This is a genomic window from Flavobacterium sp. I-STPP5a (assembly GCF_009764685.1).
Taxonomy (GTDB): Bacteria; Bacteroidota; Bacteroidia; order Flavobacteriales; family Flavobacteriaceae; genus Flavobacterium.
The window spans coordinates 1-16,478 of sequence record NZ_VHLM01000034.1; the positions used below are offsets into that span (position 1 = coordinate 1).

A 16,478-nucleotide genomic window follows, 5' to 3' on the forward strand; every position below is an offset into this window, starting at 1 on the left:
TAGAGTTACTTACTTAAAAAACACTTATATTTATAGTAAATACAAGGATATGGAAAGTATATTTCAGGGGGAGAATATTTTAGAGTTCATAAAGACATTCCCAGACGACCAAAGTTGCCGTGAATTTATAGCCAATGAGAAGTGGAAAGACGGCTATAGATGTAAACGTTGCGAGAATACGAAGTATGTTTATTTTGAAAAACACAATAAAAGAGAGTGTACCAAATGTAGATATAAAGAGAGTGCAACGGCAGGAACTCTTTTTCATAGAGTTAAATTTGGAATTCAAAAAGCATTTTGTATTGCCTTTGAAATGACTTGTACAACCAAATCAATATCCTCAACTCAAGCGGCAAAACGCTATGGAATAACTCAAAAGACTTCTTGGTTGTTTATGCAAAAAGTAAGACTTGCGATGAAGTCCTCAAAACAGTATCCAATGACAGGAAATGTACAAGTTGATGAATTTGTAGTTGGCGGAAAAGAAACAGGAAAACAAGGTAGAAGTTACGATAGCAAAAAGGCAAAAGTTGCTTGTGCTGTTGAGCTGACAGATGAAGGAAAGATAAAAAGAGGTTATGCAAATGTTATTGATGATTATTCTGCAAAGTCAATAAAACCATTATTTGACGAGCATATAAGTAAAGATGCGAATATTAAAACAGACCAATGGACAGCTTACAAAATAATAGCAAAGAGCTATAACATCGTCCAAGAAAAAAGCGTTCCTGGGAAAAACTTCAAAGAAATGCACACTATTATTCATCAGGTAAAAACTGCAATAAGAACGATTCAATCACACGTCAAAAAGGAACATCTCCAAAAATATTTAGATGAATATTTTTATCGACTGAACAGGTCAATTTACAAAGATTCTATTTTTGATAATATATTCAAACGATTAGTCTCACATCCGCATCAGGGTTGGAAGCAAATCGTAGTCATTAAGTAAGTAACTCGATAATATTAAAAGGAAAAGAAGAACTTTTAACCATTTCTAATCCAGTACAATTCGTTTTTTCACATTCTGCTTTGGGTGTAGGTTGGGATAATCCGAATGTTTTTAACATTGCGACTTTAAATAATTCCTATTCCGAAATTAAAAAACGCCAAGAGATTGGGCGTGGTTTGCGTATTTGTGTAAACCAAGACGGACAAAGAGTTTATGATGCTTTAAATGTAGCTGAAAGCGATAGAATCAATCAGCTAACTGTAATCCCAAATGAAACCTACGAAACATTTGTTACGCAGTATCAAGAAGAAATAAAATCGGTTTATGGTTCTACCAATGCTGGCGCAGGACTGTCACATTCTCATAAAGGAATCCCAGCCGATGAAGTAAGTTTTAAACGCAATACTTCTAGTGAAATTGACAAGGCTTTTAGAAAATATTGGAACGCTTTAGCGCAAAAAACGGAATACACCATGTCATTTGATGAAGATAATTTGATTGCGGAATCTGCGGAGAGAATTAATAAAATTGAAATACCTGATTTTGTTATTGAAGCATCCAGTTTTTTAATTAATGCAATTACAGAAGAAGGTCAGAACGATACTTTTCAAGGTTCAGAAAAGGTAATACAAAAATCAACTTTTACGCCTTTAGATTTAATTGAGGAAATAAGTGAGAACACAGGAGTCAGTTACAATACGTTATTTAAGATTATTAGTCGTTTAAATAATTTAGATCAAATGATAAAAAATCCACCTCGATTTATTCATGAAGCTTCGGTTATTATTCGTGATGTGGAACTAAATGAAATGATTAGAGGTTTAGATTACCAAATTACGGGCGAGAGTTATCCTTTTGATTTCAATGATTTTGTAAAAAATATTTCCAACAAAGGTTTTGTAGAAACACCACATAAGGGAGTATTTGATAAAATGCTTGTGGATAGTGATGTAGAAAGAGATTTTTCATTAGATGCTGACAAAGATGCAGAGGTAGTTTGTTTTTTAAAATTACCGAGCTGGTACAAAATTAAAACACCTATTGGTAATTATGAGCCTGATTTTGGCTTAGTAATGAAACGTAAAAGTTTAAAAAACGGAAGCGAAAGTGAATTCTATTTTGTGATTGAAACCAAAGGGACAAACGATATTAATGATAAAAAAGCACTTAAAGAAAGTGAAATTTACAAAATACGTTGTGCCATGAAACATTTTCAAAAATTAGGATTAGAAGTACAATACAAAGCTCCCGTTAAAGAGTTCTCTTATTTTAAAACCGAAGCAGATAAAATTATAAATGCAAAGATGTAATTACATATCACTTTCCTGATGTCAGGAAGGTGATAAACAAAAAATCAAGTTCCCAACGTTGGGAAAATGATTTTCAAAACAAAGATTTTAAACCTAATTATAGCAACGGGTTTAGAAATAAAAATAAAAAAAGCCTAAAAATTATATGGAATCCATTAACGATTATATGCCATTAAGCAACGACTGGAACAAAGAGCGTTTACAAACTTTAAAACAACAATTTCCTGATTGGTTTACCAGTGAAGGAAGTCTCAATATTGATGAAGTAAAAAAAGCAGTAAATCCTGATACGGTTAACGAAACCGAACGTTACGAATTTCGTTGGTTTGGCAAGAGCCAAGCAAAACGCAATGCTTTCACACCAAGTAATGCTACATTAGTTTATGATGAAGCCCGAAGTGTAAATCCAGACTCTAGCGAAAACTTGATTATTGAAGGGGAGAATCTCGAAGTACTAAAACTATTAAGTGGTAGCTATCGTGAAAAAATAAAGTGCATTTACATAGACCCTCCATACAATACAGGAAAAGATTTTGTATACAGTGATAACTTTACCCAAGATAAAAAAGGGTATTGGGATGATATTGAAACTACAGAGGAAGGAGTTAAAATTGATACAAATTCAGAAAATGATGGCCGTTATCATTCCAATTGGCTTAATATGATGTATTCTCGTTTATTGATTGCTCGACAATTACTACGAGAAGATGGATTAGTATTTATTTCTATAGATGACAAGGAAGTACATAATTTAAGAAAGTTATGTGATGAAGTTTTTGGAACAGAAAACTTTATTGCTAAATATGTTCACAAAAATAATTCTACAAAAAACCAAGCAAAATTAGTAAGTGTTTCGACAGAATATTTTTACTGTTTTGCAAAAAACAAAGAAGCACTTAAAAACGTTGAATGGCGAATATTAAAAAAAGGAGCTAAAGACATCTCAAATTTATTCATAAAGTTAAAAAAAGATGATTTATCGTTAGATGAAATTGATAAGGAAATCAAAGAACTATATAAACGTCCAAAATATTCTCATTTAAACAGATGGAATAAAGTAGATGAAAATGGTGTTTTTAAAGATGCTGATTTATCAAGAGAGGGTGGTTCAAAGGATTATACAATAATAAATCCAACAACAAATTTACCATGTGTTATTCCTGAAAGAGGATGGGGTAAATCTTATGAAGAATTAATCAGATTACAAGAAGAGAATTTGATTTGGTATGGTGATGAAAATACACCACCCGGTATGAAAGATTATATCAATGCTGATGATATGTCAGTTCCAGATAATTTTTGGTACTTTGATAATTCAATTGATACACGATGGATCAAATCAACATTTGGAGCTTTAATTTTTGAAAATCCAAAACCAGTAGAAATGATCAGAAATATTATTGACATGTCTACAAAGAAAGAAGATATAATCCTCGATTTTTTTGGAGGTAGTGGCACTACAGGTCATTCAATCTTTGACTTAAATTATGAGTCGACTATTAATAGAAATTTTATATTGATACAAATACCCGAAAAAACCAAAATCAAAAGTGAAGCCTATAATGCTGGTTTCAAGAAAATTAGTGACATTACAATTGCTAGAAACAAAAAAGTTATCGAGAAAATAGTAAAAGATAAAAAAACGCAACAGCCTGATTTGTTTGCTGAAGATCAAGAAGGAGAATCTTTAAAAAATTTAGGTTTCAAAGTATTCAAATTACAAAAATCAAATTTTCCAAGAGTAGAGTTTGCTCCTGATCCAGAATTATCAGATGCAGAAAATTTAGCATTACTCAAAAAATACATTGCAGATAAAGAAAGCCAGTTAGTCAATGCATTCAATAAAGAAGAACTTATGACGGAGATATTGCTCAAAAATAACTTCTCATTAAACTACAAAACGGCAGTACAGACCCAATTCACAAAGAACGAGATTATTTTGGCTTTTGATGATGAAAAAGAAACTCTAATATGTTTAGATGTTAGCATTGATTTAGAAACAGTGGAGTATTTTAAAACCAATACGGAGCAGAAATTCATTTGTTTAGAAAGAGCTTTAGATACTACCAAAAAATATAATTTGAAGCATTATTTAGGGGATAAATTTAATGCGTTTTAGAAATGTATAAAAATCAAGTTATGAACCCATTAATTTTACAATACACAGAAAAATCTAATAAAGATAATTTTGATTTTTCTAAAATAGAATACGATTCAAAACTGAATTTAACTATTGATAAAGAAACAGGTTTTCCTGCAATTGAATATCTGAATATGTCAACTGAAACTTTCACAAAAATTTATAATGAATCATCGGATTTTGATAGCGAAAATATGGGATTAATGATGGGAACGTTAACACACACCTCTTATCAGATTGAAGGTAGTGATGATGATTCAAGTTTTAATAATATCAAATCAATGATGGGAACAAATTCTTTTACATTTGTTTCTCAAGAAGCTACAGACAATGACTGAGAAAACTATCCAAGAAAATTCAATTATGAATCCGTTAATCTTACAATATACAGAAAGATCACATAATGAAAATTTTGATTTTTCTCAAATAGAATATAGTTCTAAATTAAACCTTACCATTGATAAGAAAACAAGGCTTCCAGCTATCGATTTCCTGAATATGTCAACAGCAACCCATACACGAACTTTAAATGAATCTTCGGATTGTGATAGCGAAAATATCGGTTTACTGATGAGTACAGTAACACATACATCATATCAAATTGAAGGAAACGATAATGATGCTAGTTTCAACGCTGTAAAATCAATGATGGGAACATCTTCCGTAACATTAGTATCTCATGAAGCAACAGATAATGACTGAGAAAACAATCCTAATAATAACTCACAAAGAAGATTACACAAGTGATTTTGTAATTAATAAATTGAATCAAAGAAGTATAAAGTACAAAAGATTTAATTGTGAAGACATAATTAATAACATATTCAAAATCGACAATAATTTCAAATTAGAATTTGATGGCGAAACTAATTTCGGTTCAGTATGGTTTAGAAGAACAAAATTGCCTATCATAGATAATCAAAATTTAGCTGAAAAAGCTTATTTATTAAGCGAATATGAATCCTTGTTGAAAAATTTATTTTCTACCATTGATGCAAAATGGCTAAGTAATCCTTTTAGTATTTATCAGGCTGAAAACAAATTATATCAATTAAGACTAGCCAAAAGCTTGGGATTCAAAATACCTAATACTTTGGTTACTAATTCTAAAGAGGATTTGAAAACATTTTACCTTAATAACTCAAAAAATGTAATTATAAAACCTTTGTCACAATCAAGGATTAATAACAACAACGAGACAGAGTATATTTTTACTAATGTTTTAAAAGAATCACACATTGAAGAGCTAGAAAAATACGATTTGACACCTTGCATTTTTCAGGAAAAAATAGAAAAGACAATTGAATTGCGTGTAACTGTGGTTGGGGAAAATGTATTCACAGCAGGCGTTAATTCTCAAATATTAGAAGCAACTAAAACCGATTGGCGCAAAGAAAAATTAGAATTCTATCCAGAAGAAATTCCAAATGAAATAAAAGAAAAATGTATTTCATTGGTTAAAATGTTGAATCTTAAATTTGGAGCAATAGACATAATCAAAGACAAAGAAGGTAATTATATTTTTTTAGAAATTAATCCCAACGGACAATGGGCTTGGATTGAAAATGAAACAGGCTTAAATATTTCCGATTCAATAATAAGCGAACTACTATCATGAAAAATTTCTTAGAGAGTATTGGTATCATTTCTACAAAAGAAGAAGAAACTAGTAGTTATGATCACAAAAATTATGATTTAAAAAAAGAATCAGATTCAGATAAAATAGTATTGCACAAAGAATTTTTAAAATCTGTTTTAGAAGAAGAAAACAATCGTCTTGGTTTCATTGAAAATAAGACGTCACAAATCATTTCTCAAACTAGCATAGTTTTTTCTTTATTAGGTTTATTTGTTCCTGTAATAATGGACAAATTTGAAAGTATTTCACTTATCCTTAAAATTTTAATAATTGTTTTGCTACTAGTTACTTTTTTGTTTTATCTCTTGTCCATAACAAACGCTCTTAAAAATTTTAATATAAAAAAATTTAAATATCCACGTGCTAATCCTGCAAATGTCCTAGATTTTAAAATTGAATCAATTGAAAAATTTAATGCCGAACTAGTTAGAGATTATCTTTACTCAATTGAGAAAGCTGTTAAGATAAATAATGAAAAAGGAACAAATTTATTACATGCACACAAATCCTTTAAACTTGGTATCTTCCTAACAGGAATACTGGTTATGTTTGTTTCCTCAATATTGTTTTTTGTAAAAAAAGAAGAACCTAGTACAACAATTAAGAACCCTATTGAAATTAAATATTTAGATTCAATACTTAAAAAGAATAGACCTATAATAATTATAAAAAAGGATACTTTGAAAAAAGTTAGAAACAATAATAAGAAATCTGATAAAGCATAAGTAAAAGTAGCTTTCAAACTAATAATAAATTTAATAGATTAAGCACAAGGGTCAGAAGGCCGTGACAATAGTTTTCTTCAATAACAACTTCTAAAACATACGTTAGTTGGGAAAAGAATATAAATATCCAAATCTACCTTTAGAAATAAAGAAAGAAGCTAGGATAAATTTAGATACGGTAGCAAAAAAAAATAAGTTGTGGGGAATGTGGTAATACTAAATACAATTAAGGATTAAACCAGTAATAACTGATAAATAATATATCGAATAATAACAATACAAATTTTTTAAAACAAATATATGAGCACATCATTACAAAATATATCAGTTAAATACACAGACCTACTAAGTGAAATAGAAACGGGTCAGGTTAAAATACCGCAATTTCAAAGGAAGTTTGTTTGGAGCATAAAAGATTCAGCAAAATTATTAGATAGTATTATTAAAGGTTATCCTATTGGAACGTTTATATATTGGAGAACAAACGAACGATTAAGGTCCGTTCGTAATCTTGGTAACATAGTTTTACCAGAGCCTAAGCATGGTGAATTTGTAAATTATGTGCTAGATGGTCAACAACGTTTAACTTCATTGTATGCTGCTTTAAAAGGAGTACAAATTGGAGAGGAAGGTGGCAAAACATCCGATTATTCAGAAATCTATATCAATTTATGGGCTGATGAAGAAGAAGATATTGTAACCACTGAAATAGAGAAATGTGGTACCGAAAAAATAATCAAGCTCACCGACTTAATGAAAGGTGGTTACGCAATTTTTAAAAATTATCCCGAAGAACTTCATGAAAAATTAGACCATTATAAAAATGTACTTTCTGGTTATACTTTTTCAGTTATCAATCTAAAAAATGCCCAAATAGATGTTGCTACTGAGGTTTTTACAAGGTTAAATGTGGGTGGTAAATCATTATCACTATTCGAAATTATGGTAGCTAAAACCTATCATATTTTTGAAAAGAAGAGCGAACTTGAAAATGAGGAAGAAATATTTGATTTATCAGTTAAATACGAAGAACTGTCCGCAGAACTAAGTGCAAGCCATTACGATACGATCCCATCAGCTACAATACTTCAAGTTATATCCATATTGTTAGAAAAAGATTGTACTAGAAAAACAATCTTAAAACTAGACAAGATGGCTTTTATTAACATTTGGGATGAAGCAGTGAATTGTATAAAAAGCAGCATTGATTTCTTTAGAAGTTACGGAATTGTTGTTGGTAGAATATTACCCTATAATGCTTTGCTAGTGCCGTTTAGCTATTTTTATTACAAACACAAAAACAATCCTAGTGGTATTATGAAAAAGAGATTAGAAGATTTCTTTTGGAGAGCCTCGTTAGGTTTTAGATATTCATCTGGAGTTGAAGGTAAATTAGTTCAGGATATTGCAAAAATTGATAAAATAATTGCAGACGAATTACCAAAATACGAGTGGGCAGTTGCCGTAAACAAGGATTTTGTCCGGGCAAATGGATGGTTTAGCACTGGCAAATCGTTTAATAAAGCAATCCTGTGTTTATATGCGAAACAAAAACCAAAATCATTTGATAGTAACCTAGATGTGATAATTGATAATAGTTGGCTAAAAATTGCTACGAGTAAAAATTATCATCACTTTTTCCCAAAGTCATGGTTAGCAAAAAATAAACCAGATATTGAATATTTTAATGTAAATCATATTGTTAACATCACAATTGTAGATGGATATTTAAATAAAAATGTAATAAAAGCTAAGAGTCCTGCAATGTACATGAAATCATTTGATTCCAAAAATGAAGAATTAGAAGAAACTATGAAAACGCATTTTATAGATATAAATAATGATGGTATTTGGGACAACGATTACCATACTTTTTATGAAAATAGATTAGAAAGAATTACAGCGGAGTTAAATACATTCATTATTCCTCAAGACACATCAAATGCAGAACTTGAAATATATGAAGATTTAGAAGAATCAATCCTAGAATCTTAAGAGTAGGATTAAAATACAGTTTCACCCAAATTAAAATAAAAACTATTACTAAAATGCCTGAATTCATTACCGAAAAACAATTAGATGATAAACTAACAGATATCATCTGGAATGCAAAAAAAGAGCTAATTATCCTCTCCCCTTTTATAAGACTTGATGATTATTGTAAAAATGTTGTCTTTAAGAAACTAAAAAATAATCCTGAACTTGAAATTGTGATCGTTTTTGGAAAAAACGAAGGAGAAACTCAGAGAAGCTTAACTCCAGCTGATTTAGAAGTATTTAAAGAGTTCAGTAACATAGCTATAATTTATTGCAAAAACTTACATGCAAAGTATTATGCTAATGAAAACGAGGCTTTACTGACATCATTGAACCTACTTGGTAAATCGATGACAGAAAATATAGAATATGGTATTTATTTCCAAAATTCAAAACTTAGTTTAGAAAAACTATTTATAGATTCAATGAGCTATACCTATCAAGTTATCACTGAAAATCCATGTGTTTATATAAAGCGCCCCATTTTTAAAAAAGCTTACTTGGGTTTGACAAAAAAATATGTAGAATCAAAAGTACTGCTTGATGTAACCGATGCACTCTACAGAAATAGAGATTTTGAAAAAAAATATTATGAGAATTTTGAATTATCCTTATTTGATACAGACATAAAACCAACTCGGGAAGAGTACATCCCTGAAATCAAAAATATACCAAAACAAGAATCTCATGAAACATATAGACACCAACAAGCTGAATTTGTTGAGGAAGAAAAAGTAAATCATAAATATTCAAATTACAGAGGCCACAGAAATCAAGATGAAGAATATGGGTATTGCATAAGAACAGGTATACGAATTCCATTTGATCCTCAAAAACCTTACTCCTACGATGCCTATCAAACCTGGGTTATGTATGAAAACTGGCACTATAAAGAAAATTATTGTCACAAAACAGGGAGAGAATCTAATGGAAAAACGTCAATGGCAAAACCGATTTTATTTTAGTAATGAAAATGTAGTTTAATCAATAAGATCTAATTTTTATGATAATTGCATAGTAGATACTTATCATAGGCAAAAAATATATAATCTAAGACATGCGGTGAAAAAATCACTTAATCACCGCATTTATACAGTGATTACCAAAACATCCCTACCCTACTTTCTAATAATTCCAAATACTTCTCTTTCATTTCATCAGTAAGAAAAGAAATTTCAAGCAGCTCCTTCCATTTAGGAGTTGCTTTTTTCATTTGTTTGAGAATAGTTGCTATTGTTTTCTCGTTGAGCTGTAATCTTTCCTTGCCGTAATAATCTATGAAATCCGTTGCTTTTAAATTACTTTTTTTTCCCTTTAAGGTCAGTGCTATTTCCTCTTGTGGATTTTTAATCGCTATGGTAGAATTTAGAAAATCATAAATAGGTGCCAATGTTGTTTTTTCATTTTTGGTAATTAGCGAAAAATTTTTCAAATGCATGTCTTCATTTCCAGTTAAATAACAAAAAAGAATTCTTTTGAAAAAGTCAGCCTTCTCAATTGCGGGAAAGGAACAGTACTCGTCAAGTACAGGAATCAATTTTTCCATCGTAAAACGATACTTTGTATCTCTAGTATTCCCAGTCAATTGCGCAAAATCTTCTGTTGCGTACTTATTTCCTTTACCGTAACGGTCAAAACGTTTAATGAAATAAGACAAACTACCATCTTTACCATATAGCATCCCGTGAAATGGCACTTCTAAACCAAACACTTTTGCCATTCGCATCGTTACATCTTCATTTTCGGGTAATTGAGGAAATAAATCATTTTGTGGCTTTATAATGTAAGTTCCAAATTGATCCACAATTTTGAATTCTTGATCTACTATTGAAATTGCTGCACTAAGCTTTGGTTGCACACCCTGAATGGATAGCTTTTTAGCCCTATTTGCGGCTTCCTGACGAAGCTCAACAGCTGTATAGGGTAAATCATTTAAATACGTCAGTTTAGGAGCTATCATTCGAAGTCCTTTTTCACTGTACTTATCCATACCGCACAATTCATATGTAATAGGACATCTATTCATCTTCCATCAATTTAACCGTTACTGAACCTACTAAATCATTTCCAGTTGCAATCAGTTGAGAGAAATAATCTTTCTTATCAATTTTGACAATTCGTAGTAAACCCTCTAACATTACTCCTTCAGGCAATAGCCCTTCAAAAAAAGGTGGGAAGAATGTATAGCTATATTTTTTCTGAGTTGTAGGCATAGTTAATGAAACCGCTTCACCATCATAATTTTCATCATACTCAAAATGGTAGTCGTTAGCAGCAATCTCCGTTAAAATTCCAGCTCTTTTTGCGTGTGCAAATACAATTGCTCTTCTCATAATTATTTATTTAAAGGACTTTTGAATTCGACTTTTATATTTAGCACGCGGAGTACTGCAAAAAGATTGTTCAAACGAACTGTTTCTTTATTTTTTTCAATATCAAAAACAGTGGTCTTACCTACTCCAGCTAAGTCGGCTAGTTCAAGTTGTGTCAATCCTGCTTTTTTTCGATGGTCTTTAATGAAAGCACCTAAATCAAAATCATCCATTTTATACTGTTTTAACGGTAAAAATAAACAATTTAGATATTACAAAACATTTATTTAATATAAATAATCTTTTATTACTGCTATAGCAGTAAACAAAGCGGTAAAAGATGATTTTACAATTGAAAAATTAAAAAAAAGAACACAAAAACTGCTATAACGGTAATAATAACCGCAAATATGCGGTGATAAAAAACAATTACCACCGCATCGATCTCCATGTAAACAAAAATGTTTACATTTGTACTATGGATACATTAATCGAAAAATACAAAGGCATACATCCTGGAATAGTATTGGAACGCTTACTTAACAAAAAAGCGATTTCACAGCGTCCTTTTGCCCTTTCAATTGGGGAGCATCCACAAACTATAAACGCAATAACAAAAGGAAGAAGGAAACTCAATGTAGCACTGGCATTGAAAATTGAAGAAAAACTAAGTTTAGAGGAAGGCTCACTAGCTTTACTACAAACCTATTTTGATATTCAGGAACAAAAAAGTAAAACAAAACAAGAAACTCCAAACTTAAACCTTTTAAGAAAAGTGTTGTTTTGGGATACAGATATCAATAAAATTGATTGGCAGAAACAAAGTGCAGCGGTAATTCTTAGAATATTCGAACGAGGAAATGATATTGAAAAAGAAGAAATAAAACGTTTCTATAAAAGCGAACTCATTAGGTCTACACTTAAGCAAAATACTCGTAAACCCTATACTGTTTATAAAAATAAAGAACAAGCGTAATGTTATACTATTCCACTGTAAATAAATTGCTTAAAGAAAGTTTGATTCAATTAATGCAATCAAAAATCTTTGATGATTTTAGACTTGTAGGCGGTACAGCATTGAGTTTACAAATAGGGCATAGAGAATCTATCGATATTGATCTGTTTAGTGATGCTGACTACGGATCACTAGATTTTAGAGCCATAGAAATTTATCTAAAAGATAACTTTCAATATGTAGATTTTTTAGACACTATTCCAGCAATGGGGAAAAGTTATAGTATTGGAGAAAATAAAGAAAATACCGTAAAACTTGATTTGTATTACACAGACGATTATATCCAACCCGCTATAGAAGTTGATGGTATCAGAATGGCAACTATTGAAGAAATTATCGCCATGAAGTTAGAAGTTATTCAGGGAGGAGGGAGAAAAAAAGACTTTTGGGATCTACATGAATTACTTCGGTCTCATGATTTAAGCCAAATGTTAGATTTACACGAGCAAAGATATCCTTATTCACATGACAAAGATTTAATAATAAAAAACTTTACATCCTTTGAACAAGCTGATGAAGATTTTAATCCAATTTGCTTTAAAGGAAAGTATTGGGAGTTTATAAAGGAGGATTTTGAAGAAATCATTCTCCAATTTAAATAGCTATAATTTCTTTTACTGTCTTTACAAATGAGTATTCTACTATATTGAGTACTCTTTTTGTACACCTCTACCCTGCTAAAACCTTACAAATACTGATAAATTAGATATTGTATCGGAAAGTAATTTCATCAACACTTTACTCCAAATATTCTGGCTGCCTATTCCTGCTATTCACTGCAAGTCCGCGGGAATCGCCTTAAAAACATAAACCCAAAACGAGCTTCCGTTGGTCGCTGTTTTGGGTTTTGTTTTTATTAGGCTCCTACCCTTGCGGGCTTTTCGTTGCTATCAGGGGCAGAGTGACGAACTACTGTAGAAAACTATCAGATATTCGTTTCTTATCTCATTTTTTAAAGTACAAATTAGCATTCCTTTATTTTCTTAGAATTAAAAAATTTATTCTGTTTTTTAAAAATCAAGTATTTATACGCAAGGATAAGCTTGCTAAAAATACTTACTTTGGTATACAAAAAACTAAACAAACACTTTATGGCTAAGAAAGCAAACAAACCAGAAAAACCAAGCACTACAAGTCCCGCTGAAAACAAATCAGCTTTATTAAAAACAAAACCTACAGCAAATAATGTTGCCTGTTGGGATAGTGATGGCAACATAAATGTAGTGACGAAACGACTCGAGGAAATGTTTGTCGAACTTGGTCAAAAAACCCGCATCGAAAGCGGACAGCAGCCAGCTGAGCGTCCCGTTTTTCGCAAACAAGACGGCATTGGTTACGGAACTTTTACAATAAATAAAGATATTGATCCAAAATATAAAATCGGCATTTTTGCAGGTAGCTCTTACGAATGTGCTGTTCGTTTCTCTAGCGATACCAGCCCTTCTTCACCAGATTTACACTCTACTTTAGGTATTGGCTTAAAGCTTTTTGGTGTTGATGGTCCTAAACTTTTGGGTACGGGAACTAACGCTGATTTCATTTTCCAAAACATAGATCGTTTTTTTGCTCGTGATGCACAACAAATGTGCAGTTTTACTACCGCTGGAGTTATCGATAAAGATTACGATTCGTACATCAATAAACATCCAAAATTGGCGTCTATTCTAAACGCCATGAACAAAGAGGAAGCCAGTTGTTTGAGTGCCACGTACTGGGCAATTCTTCCTTTTAAGTTAGGGGAACAACAAATTGTAAAATACCGCCTAGTTCCCGAAGATACGTACCAAGGAGCACCTTTTGACGATAATAATTATTTAGCACTCGACTTACAGCAACGCCTCCGAACTAAATCAGCAAAATTTCGTTTTGAAATTCAGTTACGCACAAACGATAAAACCATGCCTCTAGACGATGCGCAAGCCGTTTGGAGTACCGAGGAAAGTGCATATGTAGCTATTGCAGAATTGTATTTCCCTGAACAGGACATTTGTGCAATTGGTCAACCTGAATTTGGCACAAATCTTTCGTTTAATATTTTCCGCACACTAAAAGAGCACGAACCACTGGGTTCTATTGCAGCGGTTCGAAAAGTAGTTTATGCCGCTAGTTCTGAGGTTCGTCATCAAGCAAACGGACAATCGACTCAAGAACCAGAGAAAGTTAACCGCCCTTTCAAAGGCAATGTAGACGAAAATAGTGATTGTATTGTCAAAGCTGGAATTTATCCTCCTATAGGTGTAACGCGTGTAGGAAATAGTGAAAACGAGTACTTTATTGGCCCATTGGTTTCAGAGCCAGTACCAATGTCAAGCGATAATGCGTACCGCGATGCTACTGGCGCCCTAAAACGACAAGCCGCACAATTTAGAATATATGGTTTCAATGCAGCAGGAAAAGCCATCAAGGAATTAACCGCTGAGAATTCTAAAATTGTCTGGCATTCCCATTTAGCCAATCAAAAGGCTTCTTGGTACCAATTTCAAATTGCGTTGGACATTCCAGATGCTGCTGATGCGCCACCTTCATTACTTCGAAATATTGACGTAAAAGATAGAAACTCACTCATTATTGATGGTGGTTTACAAACAATAAACAAACCAAATGTAACCAAAGGACATCAGTTTGTAGGTAAATTTCAAGAAAAACCAGTATATCTAGGAGAAATGCGCACTGATGAAAAAGGACGTTTACTTATGCTAGGCGGCCACGGAGTTTCTGAAAATTTAAAAGGAGATATTGCCATAACTTTTGCCAATAACGAAGGCTGGTATGATGATATTTCAGACGGACCTGTTACTGCTGAAGTAGAATATAATGGTGTGGCACTTAAAGTAGATCCGGCTTGGGTTGTTTGTGCACCGCCTGATTATGCTCCAATGCAAAAATCAGTAAGAACCATGTGGGATTTAATGCGCGATGTAGCGGTAAATTCAGGTATGATGCCACGCCCAGTTCGACCTTCATTTACCAAGGACATCTTGCCCATTTTTGAACGAATGACAAATTTACAATGGGTCAACGCAGCTTTTGCAGCAGCTTTTGGTTGGGGCGGACAATTTGACTACACCACCTCTAAATGGAAAGTAAGATTGAACGATCCTTCTTCAGCCAATATCGAAATGCGACGTACGATTTCAAATAGTTTTAGAAGATACGGCACCTCAGGAGCAGAAGCACCTCAATTATGGCCTTGGCTTTATGGCGATGCCATTAGCATTCCATCTGTAGGTTCTATGAGACAAAACTCTGTTTTATCAGATTTACAATTGTCTTTTATAGACCAATGGGTCAAAGGAGATTTTGATGCTGATTACATCGACATGACGGGTTGTCCACATGTACCTGAACCTATAACTTTAGATAAATTACCCGTTGCCGAACAGCCAGATATGATGACTAAAGCCGCAATGGAATTTTGTTTGGCAGATGCTTTTCATCCTGGTTGCGAAATGACATGGCCTATGCGAACTGCTGGCATGTACTCCGCACCATTTAGATTACTTCATGCTCCAAAAACGCCTCTGGTTGACAGTAGCTATTATGGCCCAATGATGAACAGCGATGTATTTACTTTAGCCAAAGGACCTTTATTAGGCGGGCAAGTTGCTGGTGGAATTAGTCGCTGGATGGCTATACCTTGGCAAACAGACACTGCTAGTTGTAGAGATGGATACACCTCATCGTACGACCCTTATGTTCCTACGTTTTGGCCGGCTCGTGTGCCCAATAATATTTTAGATGAAGAGCGTTACAATGAAGTAATAAATGACAACAATGCCGAAGAAACACGCAAGCAAGCCTTTGCTTTTCGTAAAATGTGGTTAGACGATTTACCGCTTGACGGCCAGGATCCAACCTACACGAATCAAATTAATAGTATGGTAAAATACTTTGACAAACTGGCGGTTGTACAACCTAGAAAAGGAGTGTCAAACAATGAGAATTTCCCTCCTGAAATGCAAGTAGGAATTACACCTTCTCCAGAGCAAGAAGCCACTTTACTAAAAGAAGCCATCGAGGATTTAGAAAACATCTTAAAAACTAGAAAATCACTTAGTAAAGGCGTTCAAGATACACTTAAGGCCGCAGCAACAGAATTATCACATAGAGAATTGTTTACAGAACAAGACGTATTATCTAATGCAAAAGATCAATTGATTGCTTTAGTTGAAAACGAGTTGTCTGATGATTTTGCCGCTACACCAAGTGTACAAAAATTACTAAATTTACTCACTTCAAAAGCTTCTAAATTGACCAAAGCTAAGCATCCTGGCAACAATAAAATAAGCTTAGCAAGCACAGACAAAGGAAACCGTTTCAGACGTTATTCACCAAAATAATTGTACAA

The 16,478-nt window shown here is 32.6% G+C and carries 15 protein-coding genes; 12 read left to right on the forward strand and 3 right to left on the reverse strand.

Annotation, left to right across the window (positions count from 1 at the left end):
* The first annotated feature begins 49 nt into the window (after positions 1-49).
* The 9 genes from FJV36_RS07190 to FJV36_RS07230 all read left to right on the forward strand — a co-directional run bounded on the left by FJV36_RS07190 (position 50) and on the right by FJV36_RS07230 (position 9,768).
* Entirely contained in the window at positions 50-952 is a 903-nt protein-coding gene (locus FJV36_RS07190) for an IS1595 family transposase (protein ID WP_158728025.1), read from the forward strand.
* A gap of 80 nt (positions 953-1,032) precedes the next feature.
* Positions 1,033-2,262: a hypothetical protein gene (locus tag FJV36_RS07195; RefSeq protein WP_158980962.1), complete on the forward strand. Its 1,230-nt coding sequence runs from the start codon at positions 1,033-1,035 to the stop codon at positions 2,260-2,262.
* 145 nt (positions 2,263-2,407) lie between these two features.
* Positions 2,408-4,381 carry a site-specific DNA-methyltransferase gene (locus FJV36_RS07200; protein WP_158729181.1) on the forward strand — a complete coding sequence of 658 codons (1,974 nt, stop codon included), beginning with the start codon at positions 2,408-2,410 and terminating at the stop codon, positions 4,379-4,381.
* A 20-nt stretch (positions 4,382-4,401) separates the two neighbouring features.
* On the forward strand, positions 4,402-4,740 hold the full coding sequence (locus FJV36_RS07205) for a hypothetical protein (protein ID WP_158729182.1): 339 nt from the start codon (positions 4,402-4,404) through the stop codon (positions 4,738-4,740).
* A gap of 25 nt (positions 4,741-4,765) precedes the next feature.
* A complete protein-coding gene (locus FJV36_RS07210) occupies positions 4,766-5,104 on the forward strand; it encodes a hypothetical protein (RefSeq protein ID WP_158729183.1) in 339 nt (112 codons plus the stop codon).
* The gene (locus FJV36_RS07215; RefSeq protein WP_158729184.1) at positions 5,082-6,020 is read left to right on the forward strand and encodes a hypothetical protein; all 939 of its coding nucleotides are present in this window, start codon (positions 5,082-5,084) and stop codon (positions 6,018-6,020) included. The genes FJV36_RS07210 and FJV36_RS07215 overlap by 23 nt, the downstream gene beginning before the upstream one ends.
* Entirely contained in the window at positions 6,017-6,766 is a 750-nt protein-coding gene (locus tag FJV36_RS07220; RefSeq protein WP_158729185.1) for a hypothetical protein, read from the forward strand. The genes FJV36_RS07215 and FJV36_RS07220 overlap by 4 nt, the downstream gene beginning before the upstream one ends.
* A 300-nt stretch (positions 6,767-7,066) precedes the next feature.
* Positions 7,067-8,761, forward strand: a complete 1,695-nt coding sequence (locus FJV36_RS07225; protein WP_158729186.1) for a DUF262 domain-containing protein — start codon at positions 7,067-7,069, stop codon at positions 8,759-8,761.
* A gap of 53 nt (positions 8,762-8,814) precedes the next feature.
* Positions 8,815-9,768, forward strand: coding sequence for a phospholipase D family protein (locus tag FJV36_RS07230; RefSeq protein ID WP_158729187.1), 954 nt, complete (start codon positions 8,815-8,817; stop codon positions 9,766-9,768).
* 134 nt (positions 9,769-9,902) lie between these two features.
* On the opposite strand, the gene FJV36_RS07235 is transcribed toward FJV36_RS07230, so the two are convergent.
* The 3 genes from FJV36_RS07235 to FJV36_RS07245 are packed head-to-tail and all read right to left on the reverse strand — an operon-like array spanning position 9,903 to position 11,348.
* Positions 9,903-10,829 carry a HipA domain-containing protein gene (locus tag FJV36_RS07235; protein WP_158729188.1) on the reverse strand — a complete coding sequence of 309 codons (927 nt, stop codon included), beginning with the start codon at positions 10,827-10,829 and terminating at the stop codon, positions 9,903-9,905.
* Positions 10,822-11,136 carry a HipA N-terminal domain-containing protein gene (locus tag FJV36_RS07240; RefSeq protein WP_158729189.1) on the reverse strand — a complete coding sequence of 105 codons (315 nt, stop codon included), beginning with the start codon at positions 11,134-11,136 and terminating at the stop codon, positions 10,822-10,824. The genes FJV36_RS07235 and FJV36_RS07240 overlap by 8 nt, the downstream gene beginning before the upstream one ends.
* A 2-nt stretch (positions 11,137-11,138) precedes the next feature.
* Positions 11,139-11,348: a helix-turn-helix transcriptional regulator gene (locus tag FJV36_RS07245; RefSeq protein WP_158729190.1), complete on the reverse strand. Its 210-nt coding sequence runs from the start codon at positions 11,346-11,348 to the stop codon at positions 11,139-11,141.
* 245 nt (positions 11,349-11,593) lie between these two features.
* On the opposite strand from FJV36_RS07245, the gene FJV36_RS07250 reads away from it, so the two are divergent.
* The 3 genes from FJV36_RS07250 to FJV36_RS07260 all read left to right on the forward strand — a co-directional run bounded on the left by FJV36_RS07250 (position 11,594) and on the right by FJV36_RS07260 (position 16,470).
* Positions 11,594-12,091: a helix-turn-helix domain-containing protein gene (locus FJV36_RS07250; RefSeq protein WP_158729191.1), complete on the forward strand. Its 498-nt coding sequence runs from the start codon at positions 11,594-11,596 to the stop codon at positions 12,089-12,091.
* On the forward strand, positions 12,091-12,732 hold the full coding sequence (locus tag FJV36_RS07255; RefSeq protein ID WP_158729192.1) for a nucleotidyl transferase AbiEii/AbiGii toxin family protein: 642 nt from the start codon (positions 12,091-12,093) through the stop codon (positions 12,730-12,732). The genes FJV36_RS07250 and FJV36_RS07255 overlap by 1 nt, the downstream gene beginning before the upstream one ends.
* Before the next feature lie 489 nt (positions 12,733-13,221).
* Positions 13,222-16,470, forward strand: a complete 3,249-nt coding sequence (locus FJV36_RS07260) for a LodA/GoxA family CTQ-dependent oxidase (protein ID WP_158729193.1) — start codon at positions 13,222-13,224, stop codon at positions 16,468-16,470.
* Positions 16,471-16,478: the final 8 nt, after the last annotated feature.